General features: G+C 62.4%; 19 protein-coding genes. 14 read left to right on the top strand and 5 right to left on the bottom strand.

The window, feature by feature from the left end; translation table 11 throughout:
• Nucleotides 1–37: 37 nt before the first annotated feature.
• Nucleotides 38–1,501 carry a protein adenylyltransferase SelO gene (gene selO, locus ACWHXD_RS02190; protein ID WP_138761705.1) on the top strand — a complete coding sequence of 488 codons (1,464 nt, stop codon included), beginning with the start codon at nt 38–40 and terminating at the stop codon, nt 1,499–1,501.
• 4 nt (nt 1,502–1,505) lie between these two features.
• Here selO and ACWHXD_RS02185 read toward each other — a convergent pair whose 3' ends face one another.
• Nucleotides 1,506–1,907 (bottom strand): helix-turn-helix domain-containing protein, encoded by a 402-nt coding sequence (locus ACWHXD_RS02185; RefSeq protein WP_078466506.1) that lies wholly within the window; start codon nt 1,905–1,907, stop codon nt 1,506–1,508.
• Nucleotides 1,904–2,200, bottom strand: a complete 297-nt coding sequence (locus ACWHXD_RS02180; protein WP_138761706.1) for a type II toxin-antitoxin system HigB family toxin — start codon at nt 2,198–2,200, stop codon at nt 1,904–1,906. The genes ACWHXD_RS02185 and ACWHXD_RS02180 overlap by 4 nt, the downstream gene beginning before the upstream one ends.
• Before the next feature lie 216 nt (nt 2,201–2,416).
• Between ACWHXD_RS02180 and trxC the strand changes: the two genes are divergently transcribed.
• On the top strand, nt 2,417–2,851 hold the full coding sequence (gene trxC, locus ACWHXD_RS02175) for a thioredoxin TrxC (protein ID WP_032893915.1): 435 nt from the start codon (nt 2,417–2,419) through the stop codon (nt 2,849–2,851).
• A 137-nt stretch (nt 2,852–2,988) separates the two neighbouring features.
• On the opposite strand, the gene ACWHXD_RS02170 is transcribed toward trxC, so the two are convergent.
• From ACWHXD_RS02170 to ACWHXD_RS02160, 3 genes are all read right to left on the bottom strand, one after another.
• Nucleotides 2,989–3,207, bottom strand: a complete 219-nt coding sequence (locus ACWHXD_RS02170) for a DUF6124 family protein (RefSeq protein ID WP_014716607.1) — start codon at nt 3,205–3,207, stop codon at nt 2,989–2,991.
• A 475-nt stretch (nt 3,208–3,682) separates the two neighbouring features.
• Nucleotides 3,683–3,895 carry a DUF6124 family protein gene (locus tag ACWHXD_RS02165; RefSeq protein WP_032893916.1) on the bottom strand — a complete coding sequence of 71 codons (213 nt, stop codon included), beginning with the start codon at nt 3,893–3,895 and terminating at the stop codon, nt 3,683–3,685.
• 881 nt (nt 3,896–4,776) lie between these two features.
• Entirely contained in the window at nt 4,777–5,547 is a 771-nt protein-coding gene (locus tag ACWHXD_RS02160) for a ParA family protein (protein WP_003187956.1), read from the bottom strand.
• A gap of 315 nt (nt 5,548–5,862) precedes the next feature.
• Here ACWHXD_RS02160 and ACWHXD_RS02155 point away from each other — a divergent pair, with 315 nt between their 5' ends.
• The 12 genes from ACWHXD_RS02155 (at nt 5,863) to ACWHXD_RS02100 (ending at nt 16,831) form a co-directional block, all read left to right on the top strand.
• Entirely contained in the window at nt 5,863–6,582 is a 720-nt protein-coding gene (locus tag ACWHXD_RS02155) for a beta-ketoacyl synthase chain length factor (protein WP_032893917.1), read from the top strand.
• Nucleotides 6,558–7,370 (top strand): lysophospholipid acyltransferase family protein, encoded by an 813-nt coding sequence (locus ACWHXD_RS02150; RefSeq protein ID WP_032893918.1) that lies wholly within the window; start codon nt 6,558–6,560, stop codon nt 7,368–7,370. Before ACWHXD_RS02155 ends, ACWHXD_RS02150 begins: the two co-directional genes overlap by 25 nt.
• The gene (locus ACWHXD_RS02145) at nt 7,348–7,617 is read left to right on the top strand and encodes a phosphopantetheine-binding protein (RefSeq protein ID WP_032893919.1); all 270 of its coding nucleotides are present in this window, start codon (nt 7,348–7,350) and stop codon (nt 7,615–7,617) included. Before ACWHXD_RS02150 ends, ACWHXD_RS02145 begins: the two co-directional genes overlap by 23 nt.
• 9 nt (nt 7,618–7,626) lie before the next feature.
• Entirely contained in the window at nt 7,627–7,881 is a 255-nt protein-coding gene (locus tag ACWHXD_RS02140) for an acyl carrier protein (RefSeq protein WP_003187949.1), read from the top strand.
• A complete protein-coding gene (locus ACWHXD_RS02135) occupies nt 7,878–8,423 on the top strand; it encodes a COG4648 family protein (RefSeq protein WP_032893920.1) in 546 nt (181 codons plus the stop codon). Before ACWHXD_RS02140 ends, ACWHXD_RS02135 begins: the two co-directional genes overlap by 4 nt.
• Nucleotides 8,420–10,090 carry an acyl-CoA synthetase family protein gene (locus ACWHXD_RS02130; protein ID WP_138761708.1) on the top strand — a complete coding sequence of 557 codons (1,671 nt, stop codon included), beginning with the start codon at nt 8,420–8,422 and terminating at the stop codon, nt 10,088–10,090. Before ACWHXD_RS02135 ends, ACWHXD_RS02130 begins: the two co-directional genes overlap by 4 nt.
• 149 nt (nt 10,091–10,239) lie before the next feature.
• Entirely contained in the window at nt 10,240–10,974 is a 735-nt protein-coding gene (locus ACWHXD_RS02125) for a glycosyltransferase family 2 protein (RefSeq protein WP_138761709.1), read from the top strand.
• A complete protein-coding gene (locus ACWHXD_RS02120; protein ID WP_138761710.1) occupies nt 10,971–11,906 on the top strand; it encodes a lysophospholipid acyltransferase family protein in 936 nt (311 codons plus the stop codon). Before ACWHXD_RS02125 ends, ACWHXD_RS02120 begins: the two co-directional genes overlap by 4 nt.
• Nucleotides 11,890–13,431, top strand: coding sequence for an HAL/PAL/TAL family ammonia-lyase (locus ACWHXD_RS02115; RefSeq protein ID WP_138761711.1), 1,542 nt, complete (start codon nt 11,890–11,892; stop codon nt 13,429–13,431). Before ACWHXD_RS02120 ends, ACWHXD_RS02115 begins: the two co-directional genes overlap by 17 nt.
• Nucleotides 13,424–13,849 carry an acyl-CoA thioesterase gene (locus ACWHXD_RS02110; protein WP_054896218.1) on the top strand — a complete coding sequence of 142 codons (426 nt, stop codon included), beginning with the start codon at nt 13,424–13,426 and terminating at the stop codon, nt 13,847–13,849. Before ACWHXD_RS02115 ends, ACWHXD_RS02110 begins: the two co-directional genes overlap by 8 nt.
• Complete coding sequence (locus ACWHXD_RS02105; RefSeq protein WP_138761712.1) at nt 13,846–14,529, top strand: outer membrane lipoprotein carrier protein LolA; 684 nt, start codon at nt 13,846–13,848, stop codon at nt 14,527–14,529. The genes ACWHXD_RS02110 and ACWHXD_RS02105 overlap by 4 nt, the downstream gene beginning before the upstream one ends.
• Entirely contained in the window at nt 14,501–16,831 is a 2,331-nt protein-coding gene (locus tag ACWHXD_RS02100) for an MMPL family transporter (protein ID WP_032893925.1), read from the top strand. The genes ACWHXD_RS02105 and ACWHXD_RS02100 overlap by 29 nt, the downstream gene beginning before the upstream one ends.
• Nucleotides 16,832–16,846 lie beyond the last annotated feature (15 nt).

Genomic DNA, 16,846 nt, shown 5'->3' with positions numbered 1-16,846 from the left:
CCAGCAGAATGCTCGGACATTCTGCTGGAGATGGCCGGTGAAAGCCCTCGACGAACTGACCTTCGACAACCGCTTCGCACGCCTGGGCGATGCATTCTCGACCCACGTACTACCAGAGCCCCTCGACGAGCCAAGCTTGGTCGTCGCGAGCAAGGCCGCCATGGCCCTGCTCGACCTCGACCCGGCCGTGGCCCAAACGCCGGTATTTGCCGAGCTGTTCGGCGGCCACAAGCTGTGGGCCGAGGCAGAACCACGGGCGATGGTGTATTCCGGGCATCAATTCGGCGGCTATACCCCGCAGTTGGGCGATGGCCGCGGATTATTGCTGGGCGAGGTCTATAACGAAGCCGGCGAGCATTGGGATTTGCACCTCAAGGGCGCCGGGATGACGCCTTACTCACGCATGGGCGACGGGCGGGCGGTGTTGCGCTCTTCGATTCGTGAATTCCTCGCCTCCGAGGCTCTGCATGCGCTGGGCATCCCCACCAGCCGCGCCCTGTGCGTGATCGGCTCCAGCACGCCGGTATGGCGGGAGAAACAGGAACGCGGCGCCATGGTTTTGCGCCTGGCCCACAGCCACATCCGCTTCGGGCACTTCGAATACTTTTACTACACCAAGAAACCCGAGCAGCAGGCCGAACTGGCCGAACATGTGCTGAACCTGCACTACACCGAGTGCCGCGAGCAGCCCGAACCTTACCTGGCAATGTTCCGCGAAATCGTCGAGCGCAACGCCGAAATGATCGCCAAGTGGCAGGCCTATGGCTTTTGCCACGGCGTGATGAACACCGACAACATGTCGATCCTGGGCATTACCTTCGACTTCGGGCCCTTCGCGTTTCTCGATGATTTTGACGCGCACTTCATCTGCAACCATTCCGACCATGAAGGGCGCTACTCCTTCAGCAACCAGGTGCCGATCGGGCAGTGGAACCTCAGCGCCCTGGCCCAGGCGCTCACGCCGTTCATCAGCGTTGACGCGCTGAAGGAAGCCCTCGGCCTGTACCTGCCGCTGTACCAGGCGCACTACCTGGACCTGATGCGCCGCCGCCTGGGCCTGACCACCGCCGAAGACGACGACCAGCAGTTGGTGGAGCGCTTGCTCAAGCTGATGCAGAACAGCGGCGTGGACTACACACTGTTCTTCCGACGCCTGGGCGATGAACCCGCTGCACTGGCCGTGACGCGGCTGCGTGATGACTTTGTCGACATGGCCGGGTTCGACGCCTGGGCCGAGCAGTACAAAGCCCGCGTTGCGCGGGATGGGGATTACACCCAGGAACAGCGCCGCGAGCGCATGCACGCGGTCAACCCGCTCTACATCCTGCGCAACTACCTGGCGCAAAACGCCATCGCCGCCGCCGAATCCGGCGACTACAGCGAAGTGCGGCGGCTGCATGAAGTGCTGGCCAGGCCGTTTGAGGAACAAGCGGGGATGGAGCAGTACGCGCAACGGCCGCCGGATTGGGGCAAGCATTTGGAGATTAGTTGTTCGTCTTGACCTCTTAGATAAAGGTCTCCACCGACACCCCGAAACGCTCGGCCAGCCAACGAATCTGGCGCACGTTGAGCTGGCGTTTTCCGCTCAGTATCTCCGAGACAACTGATTGCGCCCCAACGCCAGGAAGGTCACTCTGGGTGAGGTTGTGCTCGCGCATCATGTAGCGCAGCACATCGACCCCGCTGGCGACGGGCATTGGGCGATGCTCACGATCATAAGCTTCGATCCAGTCGCTCAGAATGTCGACCAGGCTCATCAGCGGGCTGTCCTCGTCTTCACCCACCAGGCTCAATAGCTCATCCAAACCGCATACCAGTGCGTCGTAGTCTGCCTCGCTTTCCGGCTTGCGCAGCACAGGCGAAACGAACGGCCAGTGCTCTGCCGCAACGTGTATAAGTGCGCTCATCTGATTTTTTCCTTCCATTTGCCCTTCTCATAATCGCGATGTTCAAGCAGGTGCTTGATATAAACGCGCTGCATTCGATACTGCACCGACGCAATCAACCTCAGCTTGTTACCGCCAATATCAAACACATGAAATTCACCCACCTTGTCCGTGGCGGGAAACATGGCTTTCATCGCAGCGAAGTCCTTGGGGGCGTTGCGCTTGATCACGCGATACCACTGATCCAAAGCCGTTGCCGAGCGCGGCCATTTTCCCTTTGCTTCCCAGATCCTGCTTTCACTGATGACTCGCATGCAACGTCCTTATCGCATCTTGCTATGGAGGTTAAACCTGAATTCGAACTATCGCAATTTGCTATAGCCGCAAACAGACCGGTGGCGCACAACAAAAAGCCTAGCCACACCGTTCACGCTGGCGAGGACGAAAATGTGAGCGGATAAGTATCTATATCCTTGATAAACCTCTGTCTCGACACCAAATACCCAACTGGCCAAACCCAGGAGCCCCCGATGTCCGAACCTCTTGTAATCCCCTGCCCACATTGCAACGGCCTCAACCGCATCCCCGGCGAACGCCTGGGTGACGCGCCCAAGTGCGGGCGTTGCAAGCAGCCGGTGTTGCTGAACAAACCCTTTGATTTGAAACAGGGCGACTATGCCAGCCAGATCAAGGGCGACCTGCCGCTTTTGGTCGATGTGTGGGCCGACTGGTGCGGGCCGTGCAAGTCGTTTGCGCCGGTATTCGAACAAGCCGCCGGGCAGTTGGAAGGCAAGTGCCGGCTGGCGAAGCTGGACAGCGAGGCTAACCAGCAACTGTCGGCTCAGTTGGGGATTCGCTCGATTCCCAGTTTGATCCTGTTCAAGAACGGCCGCGAAGTGGCGCGCCAGAGCGGGGCATTCCCGTTGCCGCAGTTGATGAGTTGGTTGCGTAGCCAGGGGGTATAACTGGATCTACAAAACAACACAGGCCACATGTGGGAGCGGGCTTGCTCGCGAAAGGGGTGGGTCAGTCAGCTTGTACGGCGACTGGCACGGCGCATTCGCGAACAAGCCCGCTCCCACATTTGGATCGCGCTTTACCTTTAGGTCAGCGGGGCTTCACGGTCCATCATCTGGCTGACCAGCATGACGCCCAGTTCGCTTAACTGGTGGATGGCCAGCGCTACGTCGCGGTGTTCGCCGGTGAGGTCGTTGGACAGGTTGAGCAGCAAGGTGCGCACCGAGGAAAAGGTTTCGTAGCTGTTGAGCACGAGGGTTTCGGTGGGGAGGTTGGGTGAAACATTGAAAAGACGGATAGACATGCATTTGTTCCCTGATAGGGCCACTACCGTTTCGCTACTAAACGAAGGGTGGCAGCTGTACGCAGGTTAGTAGACCGGGGAACAAAGCAAAGACCGGCGCACCCGAAGGTGCCCTGCGCACAGCCACCATCAGATAGGCGATAACGCCATGCTTTTGGAGCAGGTGCACATGCTTTGGTCGGTCGGGCTACTAAACCCGATCACTGAACATTCAGCGACCGGTAAACCTTAGTGACGCCCATCCAGACGCACAAGCCGGCGGATTCTGGCGTAGCTGTAGGCAAGGTTACAAGGCACAAGCCCAATTGCCAGACCCGTCCTACAGACCCTGTGGGACAAATCCAACTCACCTGCCGAAATGCAATCCAGACTGTGGGAGCTGGCTTGCCTGCGATGCGGGCGACTCGGCCTGTCTGATACACCGAGGCGATGCCATCGCAGGCAAGCCAGCTCCCACATTGAATGCATTTCAGCTTTAGGTCAGCGGGGCTTCGCGGTCCATCATCTGGCTGACCAGCATGACGCCCAGTTCGCTTAACTGGTGGATGGCCAGCGCTACGTCGCGGTGTTCGCCGGTGAGGTCGTTGGACAGGTTGAGCAGCAAGGTGCGCACCGAAGAGAAGGTTTCGTAGCTGTTGAGCACGAGGGTTTCGGTGGGGAGGTTGGGTGAAACGGTGAATAAATTCATATTTTCGTTCTCTGCTGGGGCCATCGCCTGCTTGCTACTAAACAAGGGGCGGTGGCTGTACGCAGGTTAGTAGACCGGTAGAACGAAAGCAAAACCCGGCGCACCCTAAGGCGCCCTGCGCACAGCCACCATCAGATAGGCAAGAAACGCCATGCTTTGGGAGCGGTGCACATGCTTTCGTCTGAGTGGGCTACTAAACCCGATCACTGAACATTCAGCGACCGGCAAACCTTAGAGACGCCCATCCAGACGCACAAGCCGGCGGATTCTGGCGTAGCTGTAGGCAAGGTTACAAGGCACAAGCCCAATTGCCAGACCCGTCCTACAGACCCTGTGGGACAAATCCAACTCACCTGCCGAAATGCAGCCCCCACAACACGATGCGAAGCGAGTCGCTCTTGAGCTTGCTTTTGATCTCAGGCGCCCCGTTAAACCACGCTGGCCGGAATTCGACAGGGATTTGGGGGGTAAACCGGCAGGGATGCCGGTTTAGCCGCCCCGCGCCATGGATGGCGCGTGGCGGCGACCCCCCAAATCACTGGCGGATTACGGGCACACCGAGCCTAAGCGAGGTGCCGAGTGGTGGGGCAAGAGCCCTTTTGGTTACTTTTGGGGCTCTTTTCCAAAAGTGACCCGCTGTCAGAGCGGAACCCTAAGCGGCCGTTACCGCAGCAATGGATATGTACACAATCCAGCTGTGTTGAATCCCAGGCCGCCTTCGCGAGCAAGCCCGCACAGTTTGACCGCGGGGTGTGAGGGAGATAGGTGTCGGCTGTTGGGCCGTCTTCGCAGGCAAGCCAGCTCCCACATTTGGATCGCGGTGCCTCAGCTAGATCAGCGTCGGCTGTCACGGGCAAGCCCGGCCCCCACAGTGTTCGAGGTCAGGCGTTTTCCAGCAAGTTATGCAGCTCCACAAACTGCTGCGTCAGCTTATGCCGCGGATCCAGATGAATCAGCGGCTTACTCTCCTGGTGCGACTCACGCATACGCACCGAGCTGGCCAGGTACACCGGCAATACCGGCAACCCTTCGGCAATCAACTCATCGAGAATCTGCTGCGGCAAACTTGCACGAGCCTGGAACTGGTTGACCACAATACCTTCCACTTCCAAGCCTTCGTTATGGTCATCCTTCAACTCTTCGATCTCAGCCAGCAGGCCATACAAAGCCTGGCGCGAAAAGCTGTCGCAATCGAAAGGGATCAGCACCCGGTCAGCCGCAATCAGCGCCGAAACCGCATAAAAATTCAGCGCTGGCGGCGTATCCAGGTAAATCCGGTCGTAATCCTCGCTCAATTCATCCAGCAGCTTTCGCAGCTTGTTGATCTTGTGCTTGGCCTCAAGCTTGGGCTGCAGGTCAGCCAGTTCCGGGGTGGCGGTGATCACATGCAGGTTGTCGAAGGGCGTTTCGTAGATATCCACCCTGTTCTTCTTCGAAAACGGCCCCGTAGACAAAGTTTGCTTGAAAAAATCCGCGATCCCCATAGGGATGTCGTCACCCGTCAGCCCGGTGAGGTACTGGGTGGAGTTGGCCTGTGCATCGAGGTCCACCAACAGGGTTCGATAACCTTCGCTGGCGCTGACCGCCGCCAGGTTGCAGGCGATGCTGGACTTGCCCACACCGCCTTTTTGATTGAACACCACGCGCCGCATGGAAAAACCTCCGTGTATCAATGAATGCCCGAGTGTAGAGCGCAAAAGCGCCCATTAGCTACCTCGTTCATCCGGGCGCCGCATCTGGCTAACAAACAAATAGGAGTGCGCCTATTCCACGGTCGATCAGCCATGACCAACAATCTGTAAGTTCTTCCAACTTAATTTGTGATCAATAGTGAACAAATTTTCACCACTATTTGCTAGAACCCCACGGCACCGGGATAATGCGCGCCATTCGGCCATTGCTCCCTGTCCCGGCATCCGGGGCCACTGGCCGCACATGGAAGCCCGCAGGGGCGGGATAACTTCTCAGTGATCAACTTCAACATCGCCCAATGGCGCGCCTGGGCTCCTGGCCTTGAGAGTGCGGACGACTGGCACGCCTGGTGCCGGGACCCGGTGTTGCCGCCTGCCAGCGAAGCGTCCCCCGATGTGTCATTTTTGCCAGCGATGCAGCGCCGCCGCTTGAGCCGGCTGGCGCGCATGGCGTTCAGCGTCGGCTGGCCGCTGGCCGAGGGCCTGGAAGACCTGCCGCTGGTGTTCATTTCCCGCCACGGCGAAACCCCGCGCACCCTGGACATCCTCAGCGACCTGGCCAACGAGCAGCCGCTGTCGCCCACTCAGTTCAGCCTGTCGGTGCATAACGCGGTGATCGGCCTGTGGTCGATCCTGCGCAATGAAACCAGCGAGATGACCGCCCTCGCCGCCGCCGGCGATGGCCTCGAACACGGCCTGCTCGAAGCCGCCGCGTTGCTCAACGAAGGCGCCCCCGCCGTGTTGCTGGTGATCACCGAAGAACAGCCGCCCCAAGCCTATGCCAGCTGGATCACGGATGTGCCCTTCCCCTACGCCCTCGGCCTGTTGCTCACGCCGGGCGACGAGTGGCAACTGGAACTCACCACTGGCACTGTCCAACTCACTCAAACCCAGTGGCCCCACGCCCTGAACCTGCTGCGCACCCTGCTGACCGATCAGGGCGCCTGCCAACATGCCTGGAAGAACCGAGTATGGAACTGGCAACGCAAGCCCTGACCCACAAGCCACGGCAGGCCTATTACTGGCGCCTGTTCGCCACGGCCCTCAGCTTTTGCCTGTTTGGCATCGGCGGGCTGTGCCTGCGTTTGCTGGTGTTTCCGCTGCTCAGTTGCCTGCCGGGCGATGCCAGCCAGCATCAACGGCGCGCACGCCACACCATCAGTTGCCTGTTCTGGTTTTTTATTCGCTTGATGAAGGGCCTGGGCATTCTCACCTACAGCGTCGAGGGTGCCGAAAAGCTTGGCCGCCCTGGCCAGATGATCGTCGCCAACCACCCGTCGCTGATCGACGTGGTGTTCCTGATCGGCCTGATGCGCCAGACCAACTGCGTGGTCAAGCAGAGCCTGTTCCGGAACCCGTTCACCCGCAGCCCGGTGCGCGATGCCGGCTACATCAGCAACGACGGCAGCGCCGACATGCTCGATGCCGCAGCCGACGCCCTGCGCGCCGGCCAAACGCTGATCATCTTTCCCGAAGGCACCCGCACCACGCCCGGCGCGGCGCCGGCCTTTCATCGCGGCGGTGCAGCCATTGCGCTGCGCGGTGCGACAATCATCACGCCAGTGGTGATCAAGGTCAGCCCCACCACCTTGACCAAGGCCGAACCCTGGTATCGCATCCCCCACCGTCGATTTCACTTCAGTTTGCGCGTGGGCGCCGATATAGAACCACAGGCGTTCGCCGCGCTCGGCGCCGCGCCCCAGGCTTCACGCAAGCTCAACGATCACCTGCATCACTATTTCATTAAGGAGCTCGCCGAAGATGAGCGACCAACACCGCCTTGAGCACGACATAAAGCTGCTGATCATCGAGGCCCTGGGCCTGGAAGACATCAGCGCCGAGGATATTGGCAGCGACCAGACCCTGTTTGGCGAAGGCCTGGGCCTGGACTCGGTCGATGCCCTGGAATTGGGCCTGGCGATCCAGAAAACCTACGGCATCAAAATTGATGCCGACGCCAAGGACACCCGCAATCACTTCACCAACGTGGCCAGCCTTGCGGCGTTCGTCACGGCCCGACAGGCAGCTTGAGACCGTACCATGCAAACTCGTGACGATATTTTCAACACCCTGCGCGACGCCTTGGTGGAACTGTTTGAACTGCCCCCGGAACGCGTCACCTTGGACGCCAACCTGTACCAGGACCTGGAAATCGACAGCATCGACGCCGTGGACCTGATCGACCACATCAAGCGCCAGACCGGCAAGAAGATCGCCGCAGAGGAATTCAAGGCAGTGCGCACGGTGAACGACGTGGTAGAGGCGGTGTACCGTCTGGTCCAGCCCGCCGCATGAGCCGGCTGATCGGCCTTGGCCTGTTATTGGCGGGGCTGCTGTACCCCTTCGCGGTGTATTACGGCACCGAGCACTTTGCACCGTGGCAGTTTGGCTTATTGCTGGGCAGCCTGTGGCTGTTGCGCGCGCTCACCGCTGCGCAGCGCCCGGGCAGCCGTTGGATGGCGGTGGTGGTGATCGTGTTTTGCCTGGCGCTGGCCTGGTTCGATAACCCGCAGTGGCTGCGCTGGTACCCGAGCCTGGTCAGCGGGTTCATGCTGGCGTTGTTTGGCCTGAGCCTGAAATACGGCCCGCCGATGGTCGAGCGCCTGGCGCGCATGACCGACCCGCACCTGCCGCCCCACGCGGTGGTGTATACCCGCCAGGTCACCCTGGTGTGGAGTGTGTTTTTTCTCTGTAATGGCCTGCTCGCCGCCGCGCTCACTTTGTGGGCGCCGCTGAGCTGGTGGACGTTGTACAACGGCCTGATCGCCTACGGCTTGATGGGCCTGTTGTTTGCCGTGGAATGGCTGGTACGACAAAGGGTTCGAGGCCGCGTATGAAAGGGTTGAAACTTGAGCACTTGCTGCTTGAGCCACTGCAAGATCGCGGGGTGACCACCGAGCCCGCCATGAATCACGCGCAACTGTGCGAGCGCTCCTTGAGCCTCGCCGCAGGCTTGCAGGCCCGGGGCATCCGGCGCCTGGCCGTGCACCTGGAAGACGCCGGGCTGCTGGCGATTGCGCTGCTGGGCGCCTGGCGGGCCGGTGCGAGCGTGCTGCTGCCCGCCGACCTGCAACCCCAGACGCGCCAACGCTGGGCCGCTGCCGTGGATGCTTGGCTGGTGGACGCCAGCGATCTGGACGCGCTGTATCAAGCACCCTTGAGCGCCGCCGCCCTCGACCTGGACAGCTGCCAACTGAGCCTGTGCACCTCCGGTTCCAGCGGCGAGCCCAAGCGCATCGACAAAACACTGCGCCAACTGGCCAACGAAGTGCAGGCCCTGGAAGCGCTGTGGGGCGCAGACCTCAAAGGCGCCTGCATCATCGGCAGCGTCGCTACCCAGCATATCTACGGCTTGCTGTTTCGCGTGTTGTGGCCGCTGTGCGCCGGCCGCACCTTTGTGCGCAAGCAACTGGCGTTCCCTGAAGACATGCAGCGCGCCAGCCGTGAGCACCCACAGTTTGCCTGGGTGGCCAGCCCCGCACTGCTCAAGCGCATGGGCGACAACCTCGACTGGCCGGCACTGAGCCAGGTGGCACGGGTATTTTCCTCCGGTGGCGCGTTGCCGGTTGATGCGGCCGGCAGCCTCTACGACCGCTTGCAGCAATGGCCCACAGAAATCCTCGGCAGCTCGGAAACCGGCGGTATCGCCTGGCGTCAGGGCGCGCAACCCTGGCAGCCGTTTGCCGATGTGCAACTGAGCCAGGATGCTGAAGGAGCACTGCGCATCGCCTCGCCATACCTGCCCGCAGGGCATATCGAACAAACCGCCGACGCCGCACGCATCCATGCCGATGGCCGGTTTGAACTGCTGGGCCGCCTGGACCGTATCGTCAAGCTGGAAGAAAAACGTATCTCCCTGCCGATGCTGGAACAGGCGCTGATCGCCCATGAATGGGTGGCCGACACCCGCCTGGGCGTGGTGCAGGAAAACCGTGCGTCCCTGGGCGCCGTGGTGGTGCTCAGCGACGCGGGGCTGCATGCCCTGCGCAACCAGGGGCGCCGCACCCTCACCCAAACCCTGCGCCAGCACTTGAGCCAACATTGCGAAGCCCTGGCCCTGCCGCGCCGCTGGCGTGTGCTTCGCCAATTGCCGCTGAACAGCCAGGGCAAGCTGCCCCAGGCCGATATCGAAGCCTTGTTGCTGGCACCTCGCCCCAAAAGCCCGGAGGTGTTGGCGCAAGTCGAAACCGAAGGTGAATGGACCTTGCAACTGAGCATCCCACCGGACCTGGCCTATTTCAGCGGGCACTTCCCGGCCACCCCGGTTTTGCCGGGGGTGGTGCAGGTGGAATGGGCGTTCAACCTGGGCCAACAACTGCTTGAACTGCCAACCCGGTTCGCCGGCATGGAAGTGCTCAAGTTCCAGCAACTGGTGCGCCCCGGCGATCAGATCGAACTGCACCTGCGCTTTGATCGGGAGCGTAGCAAGCTGTACTTCGCCTATCGCAATGGGGTTGCTGCCTGCTCAAGTGGGCGGATAGTGCTGGAGGCCGCGCATGCATAAGCCGGGTGAGCACTTCGTGCTCAATCGCGGGCAAGCCCGCTCCCACACTGGTTCGGTGTCGGCCAACAATCTTGTGTGCACAGCAAGTCCAATGTGGGAGCTGGCTTGCCTGCGATGCAGGCGGCCCGGTGTATCAGGTGCCCCCCATCATGCATAACCCCTGCGCTTTAATCCCGGTGTACAACCACGAAGCCGCCGTGCCAGCCGTGGTCCACAGTGTGCTGAAAAGCGGCCTGCCCTGCCTCTTGGTCGACGATGGCAGCAGCCCCGCCTGCGCAGCAGTGCTGGCACACCTGGCGACGTTGGACAACGTCACCCTGCTGACCCTGCCCAGCAACCAGGGCAAGGGCGGTGCCGTGATGGCCGGTTTCCGCGAGGCAGCACGCCTGGGCTATACCCACGCCCTGCAAGTGGACGCCGATGGCCAGCACGACCTGCGCGAAGTCGAGACCTTTATCCACACCTCACGCCAGCACCCCGACGCCGTCATCTGCGGCTACCCCGAATACGACGACAGCGTGCCCAAGGGCCGCCTGTACGCACGTTACCTGACCCACGTGTGGGTGTGGATCAACACCCTGTCGCTTGAGATTCGCGACTCGATGTGCGGCTTTCGCGTATACCCGCTGGCGCCGACCCTAGCGCTGATGGACTCGGCCTACATCGGCACGCGCATGGATTTCGACTCGGACATCCTGGTGCGCCTGGCCTGGCGCAACCAGCCTATGCGCTGGCTGCCCACCCAGGTGCATTACCCCGCCGATGGCCTGTCGCACTTTCGCTTGTTGCGCGACAACCTGCGCATCAGCGCCATGCACACGCGGTTGTTCTTCGGCATGCTGGTGCGCGCGCCGATGATCCTGTGGCGACGGTGGCAAGCATGAACGACAGCACCAAGCATTGGGCCGACCGCGAGGAACGCGGCAGCTTCTGGCTGATGAAATTCACTGCGGTCGCGGTCAAAGTCCTCGGCCGTCGACTGTTGAGCCCGTTGCTCTACAGCATCGTGTTTTACTTCTTTCTGTTCGGCCGCACCGCGCGCCACAGCGCCTGGCAATACCAGCAGCGCCTGGCGCAGTGGAGCGGGCGCGATGACTTGCTGCCGAGCCACCGCACCGTCTTTGCCCAGTTCATGGCCTTCGCCGACTCGCTGCTGGACAAGCTCGACGTGTGGAACGGCAAGCTGCGCCTGGAGCAAATCGAGATCAACGACCCGGCGCAGTTGCGCAGCCAACTGCGTGGCGAGCGCGGGCAGATGCTGGTGGGTGCGCACTTGGGCAACCTGGAAGTGTGCCGCGCCCTGGCGGAGATTGGTGAACAGGTCACCATGAATGTACTGGTGCACACCAAGCACGCCGAGCGTTTCAACCGCCTGCTGGGCGAGGCCGGCGCGACCCATTTGCGCCTGATCCAGGTCAGCGAACTGGACCCGGCCACCATGCTGCTGCTCAGCCAGCGCCTGGACGATGGCGAGTGGCTGGCGATTGCCGGCGACCGCATCCCGTTGCACGGCGGGCGCACAGTGCGGGTGGATTTCCTCGGCCATACGGCGGCGTTCCCCCAAGGCCCATGGCTGCTGGCGGGCTTGCTCAAATGCCCGGTCAATCTGCTGATGTGCCTCAAGCACCAGGGTCGCTATCGCCTGACTATCGAGCCCTTTGCCGATTTGATCGAATGGAAACGCAGCACCCGCGAGCAGGTCATCGCTGTGTGGGCCGCCCGCTACGCCGCACGCCTGGGCCAGTTCTGCCTGCAAGCGCCCCAACAATGGTTCAACTTTTACCCTTTCTGGAAGACCGATGACGACGCCTCTTGAGCCCATCACCTTTGGTGAACGCCCCCTGCGCATCGAAGACGTGCTGGCCCTGGCCAACCGCCAGGTGCCCACTCGCCTGCAGGACGATGCCGCGTACCGCCAGCGCATCGCCAAGGGCGCGCAGTTCCTCGACTCGCTGCTGGACAAGGAAGGCGTGATCTACGGCGTGACCACCGGCTACGGCGACTCCTGCGTGGTGGCGGTGCCACTGGAACACGTCGAAGCGTTGCCGCGTCACCTGTACACCTTTCACGGTTGCGGCCTGGGCAAGTTGCTTGACGCTCAAGCCACCCGCGCCGTGTTGGCGGCGCGTTTGCAGTCGCTGTGCCATGGCGTGTCGGGCGTTCGCGTGGAGCTGCTGGAACGCCTGCACGCCTTCCTCGAAAACGATGTGTTGCCACTGATCCCGGAAGAAGGCTCGGTGGGTGCCAGTGGTGATCTGACGCCGCTGTCTTATGTGGCTGCGACCTTGTCCGGCGAACGTGAAGTGCTGTTCCGTGGCGAACGCCGCCAGTCGGCCGATGTACACCGCGAACTGGGCTGGGAACCGCTGGTACTGCGGCCCAAGGAAGCCCTGGCACTGATGAACGGCACCGCCGTGATGACCGGCCTGGCCTGCCTGGCCTTTGCCCGCGCCGACTACCTGTTGCAACTGGCCACGCGCATCACCGCCCTCAATGTGGTGGCGCTGCAAGGCAACCCGGAACACTTCGACGAACGCCTGTTCGCCGCCAAGCCGCACCCTGGGCAGATGCAAGTCGCCGCATGGCTGCGCAAGGACCTGGCCATCGACGCGCCTACCGCACCGCTGCACCGCCTGCAAGACCGCTATTCGCTGCGCTGCGCACCCCATGTGCTCGGCGTATTGGCAGACAGCCTGAACTGGCTGCGCTCGTTCATCGAGATCGAACTGAACAGCGCCAACGACAACCCGATCATCGATGCCGAGGAAGAACGTGTGCTGCACGGCGGGCATTTCTACGGCGGGCATATCGCCTTCGCCATGGACAGCCTCAAGACCCTGGTCGCCAACGTGGCCGACCTGCTCGACCGCCAGCTCGCACTGCTGGTGGACGTGCGCTACAACCATGGCCTGCCGAGCAACCTCTCAGGCGCACCGGCTGACCGCGCGATGATCAACCACGGCTTTAAGGCCGTGCAGATCGGCACCAGCGCCTGGACCGCCGAAGCACTGAAAAACACCATGCCCGCCAGCGTGTTCTCGCGCTCCACCGAGTGCCACAACCAGGACAAGGTGAGCATGGGCACCATCGCTGCCCGCGATGCGATCCGCGTGCTGGAGCTGACCGAACAGGTCGCCGCCGCGACCCTGCTCGCCGCCAACCAGGGCGTGTGGCTGCGCGCCCAGGCCGAGGATGCCCGCCCACTGCCACCGGCGCTGGCCGCGATGCATGCAGAGCTGGCCCAGGACTTTGCGCCGGTCATCGAAGACCGCGCCTTGGAAGGCGAACTGCGCCTGTGCCTGCAACGCATCGCCGCGCAACACTGGAGGCTGCATGCGTAGCCCCGGCGTGTTGCACAGCGACACTGAAATCCTCGTGCCGTTTTTCGACATCGACACCATGAACGTGGTGTGGCACGGGCATTACGTGAAGTACCTGGAAGTGGCGCGCTGTGCGTTACTGGACAAGATCGGCCATAACTACACGGCGATGCTCGAAGCCGGCTACGCGTGGCCGGTGATCGACATGCAGCTTCGTTATGTGCGCGGCGCGACCTTCGGCCAGACGATCAACGTGCGCGCCAGCCTGGTGGAATGGGAGAACCGTTTGAAGGTGAACTACCTGATTACCGACCTGGCCAGCGGCGAGCGCTTGACCCGCGCCAGCACCGTGCAAGTGGCGGTGCAAATCGCCAGCCGCGAGATGCAACTGGCCTCGCCCAAAGTCTTCACCGACGCCGTAGAGAGAGCCCTGAAATGAGCCCCCCTGTAGGAGCGAGCTTGCTCGCGAAGATCGCCAACGATAACGCTGGGTACCTGACAGCCCGTGGGGCCCTCAGGTTTTTCGCGAGCAAGCTCGCTCCTACAGTGGCGGCGTTGTTGCTGAGCTTCAGTGCCCACGCCTTCGACCTGCAGCAGTTGAGCGATCAGCTTGGCAAACCCTCCGTCATCCACGGCCACTTCACCCAGGAAAAACACCTGCGCGCCCTGCCCCAGCCGCTGGTGAGCAAAGGCACCTTCGTGCTCGCCAAGGATCACGGCCTGCTGTGGCTGTTGAAAACTCCGCTGCAACAGGACTACCGCATTACAGCTCAAGGCATTGCCCGCCGCGACGCCAATGGCTGGCAACTACTGCCAAACAAGAGTGCCGGCGCCGAACAGAATCGTTTGTTCCTGGCCGTACTGCAGGGCGACAGCAGCGGCCTGCAACGCGACTTCGAGCTGCAACTGCAAGGTGAGGCCCAACAGTGGAAGCTGACGCTGACCCCACGCTCGCTGCTGCTCAAGCAAGTGTTCACCCAGATCACTATCGACGGCGGCGCGCTGGTGCACAGCATTGAATTGCTGGAAACTCAAGGCGACAGCACGTTGTTGCGCATGCAGGACAGCACGGCCGACCAGCCCCTGAGCGATGCGGAGCAACACGACTTTGCCCAGTGAGCGCCTGCTGCCGCGCCTGTTCCTGACCCTGCTGGTGGCCGTGCTGGCCCTGGCCGGCTGGCAGTGGCGCGATGGCGCGCCGTTGTCGGCCAACCTGATGGAGCTGGTGCCTGGCAGCACGCCGGACGCCTTGGAGCTGCAAGCCGAACAGCGCATGCAAGAGCCGCTCAACCGCGAAATGCTGGTGCTGGTGGGGCATGCCGACCGCCAGCAAGCGGTGGCTGTGGCGCAGCAACTGGGTGAGCGCTGGCAGGCCAGCGGCCTGTTTGAAAAGGTGCAGTGGAACCTGCAAGCCGACTTGCCAGCGTTGCGCGAGCAACTGCTGCGTGGGCGCTTGTCGATGCTCTCGGCCAAGGACCGCGAGCAACTGATCCAACAGCCGGACGCATTCATCCAGCAACGCGTGCAATCGCTGTTCGACCCCTTCACCGGCTTCAGCCTGGTGCCCAGCCAGGACGATTGGCTCGGCCTCACCGGGCGCATCCAGAACAGCCAGCCGCAACACGGTGCGGTGCAAATGGACATCGGCAGCGGCGCCTTGATCGCCGATGCCGACGGCAAGAGCTGGGTGCTGCTGCGGGCGCGCACCACCGGCAACGCCTTCGACATGAAGCTGCCGCTGCAGGTGGCAGACTTGCTAAAAGCCAGCCGCGAGCAAGCCGGCGCACACGGCGCGCAACTGCTCGCCGCCAGCGGTTTGCTGTATGCGGCCAACGGGCAACAGCAGGCCACGCGGGAAATGACCTGGGTCGGCGGCGGCGCCACCCTGGGCATCCTGTTGTTGCTGCTGCTGGCGTTCCGGCGCTGGCGGGTGTTGCTGGCGTTCGTGCCGGTGCTGGTGGGTATGCTGTTTGGCGCGGTGGCGTGTGTGGCGCTGTTTGGGCATATGCATGTGATGACCCTGGTACTGGGTTCCAGCCTGATCGGCGTGGCGGTGGATTACCCACTGCATTACCTGTCCAAAAGCTGGAGCCTGCAACCGTGGCGCAGTTGGCCGGCACTGCGCCTGACCCTGCCGGGGCTGAGCCTGAGCCTGGCCACCAGCGCTATCGGTTATCTGGCGCTGGCCTGGACGCCGTTCCCGGCGCTGACCCAAATTGCGGTGTTCTCCGCCGCCGGCCTTGTAGGTGCCTATTTGTGCGCCGTGTGCCTGTTGCCCGCGCTGCTCAAGGGCGTGGAACTGCGCCCGGCGCAATGGCCGCTGCGTGTCGCCCAAAGCTTATGGCAGCTACGCACAGCCCTGCTCAAACGCGTGCCCAGTTCGGTGCTGCTGGTGTGGGTGCTGCTGTTCTGCGCGGCGGGCCTGTGGCAACTGAACACTAAAAACGATATCCGCCAATGGATCGGTGCGCCGCCGCAGTTGCTGCACGAAGCCCAGGCCGTGGCGCGCATCACCGGGTTCCAGCCCACCAGCCAGTTTTTCCTGGTGCGGGCGAGCAATCAGCAACAGTTGCTGGAACGCCAGGCCGCCCTGGGCAAACGCTTGGATCAATTGGTGCAGATGGACAAGCTCCAGGGCTACCTGGCGCTCAATCAACTGGTCAGCCTCCCCGACGAACAACAACAACTGCGCGAAGCGCTGAACAACCTGGCGCCACACTGGCAACCGCTACTGGACCTCGGCGTGCCCCTCACTGCCCTGCAAGCCGAAGTGGCGCAGTTGCAGGCTCTGCCCACCGCAGACATCGACGCCGCACTGCAAGGCCCACTGGCCGAGCCCTGGCGCACGCTGTGGCTCGGCCCGGTGGACGGCGGCGTGGCGGCCATGGTCAGCCTGCAAGGCTTGAACAACCCGGCGCTGCTGCGGGTGCAGGCGCTGGACTTGCCCGGTGTGCAACTGGTGGATCGCCTGGGTGACTTGAACCGGGTGTTTGCCGACACGCAGATCAGCGCTGCCGAATTGAAGTTGCTGTCGTGCGTGCTGATCGTGCTGTTGCTGATTGCGCCCTTCGGCTTTGGCGGAGCCCTGCGTATCGTCGCCCTGCCGCTGCTGGCCGCGCTGTGCAGCCTGGCCAGCCTCGGTTGGCTGGGCCAGCCGTTGACCTTGTTCAGCCTGTTTGGACTGTTGCTGGTCACGGCCATCAGCGTCGACTATGCGATTTTGATGCGCGAGCAGATCGGCGGCCCCGCCGTCAGCCTGTTGGGAACACTGCTGGCGGCGCTGACGACCTGGTTGTCGTTCGGCCTGCTGGCGGTCTCCAGTACACCGGCCGTGAGCAATTTCGGCTTGTCGGTCAGCCTGGGCCTGGCGTTCAGCTTTATGCTGGCGCCCTGGGCCGGCCGGCAGAAACACGCCTTATGAATGTGATTAGCGCCC

It is taken from the genome of Pseudomonas fjordensis (genome assembly GCF_976987115.1).
This window is presented reverse-complemented; position numbering and strand designations above follow the sequence as displayed.

Bases quoted from the DNA above. Each gene is read 5' to 3' on its own strand.
- ACWHXD_RS02105 (WP_138761712.1), top strand. From the start codon at position 13,846: ATGAGCCCCCCTGTAGGAGCGAGCTTGCTCGCGAAGATCGCCAACGAT.
- ACWHXD_RS02135 (WP_032893920.1), top strand. From the start codon at position 7,878: ATGAGCCGGCTGATCGGCCTTGGCCTGTTATTGGCGGGGCTGCTGTAC.
- ACWHXD_RS02115 (WP_138761711.1), top strand. From the start codon at position 11,890: ATGACGACGCCTCTTGAGCCCATCACCTTTGGTGAACGCCCCCTGCGC.
- ACWHXD_RS02140 (WP_003187949.1), top strand. From the start codon at position 7,627: ATGCAAACTCGTGACGATATTTTCAACACCCTGCGCGACGCCTTGGTG.
- ACWHXD_RS02160 (WP_003187956.1), bottom strand. From the start codon at position 5,547: ATGCGGCGCGTGGTGTTCAATCAAAAAGGCGGTGTGGGCAAGTCCAGC.
- trxC (WP_032893915.1), top strand. From the start codon at position 2,417: ATGTCCGAACCTCTTGTAATCCCCTGCCCACATTGCAACGGCCTCAAC.
- ACWHXD_RS02165 (WP_032893916.1), bottom strand. From the start codon at position 3,895: ATGAATTTATTCACCGTTTCACCCAACCTCCCCACCGAAACCCTCGTG.
- ACWHXD_RS02100 (WP_032893925.1), top strand. From the start codon at position 14,501: ATGCGGAGCAACACGACTTTGCCCAGTGAGCGCCTGCTGCCGCGCCTG.
- ACWHXD_RS02110 (WP_054896218.1), top strand. From the start codon at position 13,424: ATGCGTAGCCCCGGCGTGTTGCACAGCGACACTGAAATCCTCGTGCCG.
- ACWHXD_RS02120 (WP_138761710.1), top strand. From the start codon at position 10,971: ATGAACGACAGCACCAAGCATTGGGCCGACCGCGAGGAACGCGGCAGC.
- ACWHXD_RS02150 (WP_032893918.1), top strand. From the start codon at position 6,558: ATGGAACTGGCAACGCAAGCCCTGACCCACAAGCCACGGCAGGCCTAT.
- ACWHXD_RS02180 (WP_138761706.1), bottom strand. From the start codon at position 2,200: ATGCGAGTCATCAGTGAAAGCAGGATCTGGGAAGCAAAGGGAAAATGG.
- ACWHXD_RS02145 (WP_032893919.1), top strand. From the start codon at position 7,348: ATGAGCGACCAACACCGCCTTGAGCACGACATAAAGCTGCTGATCATC.
- ACWHXD_RS02125 (WP_138761709.1), top strand. From the start codon at position 10,240: ATGCATAACCCCTGCGCTTTAATCCCGGTGTACAACCACGAAGCCGCC.
- ACWHXD_RS02130 (WP_138761708.1), top strand. From the start codon at position 8,420: ATGAAAGGGTTGAAACTTGAGCACTTGCTGCTTGAGCCACTGCAAGAT.
- ACWHXD_RS02170 (WP_014716607.1), bottom strand. From the start codon at position 3,207: ATGTCTATCCGTCTTTTCAATGTTTCACCCAACCTCCCCACCGAAACC.
- ACWHXD_RS02185 (WP_078466506.1), bottom strand. From the start codon at position 1,907: ATGAGCGCACTTATACACGTTGCGGCAGAGCACTGGCCGTTCGTTTCG.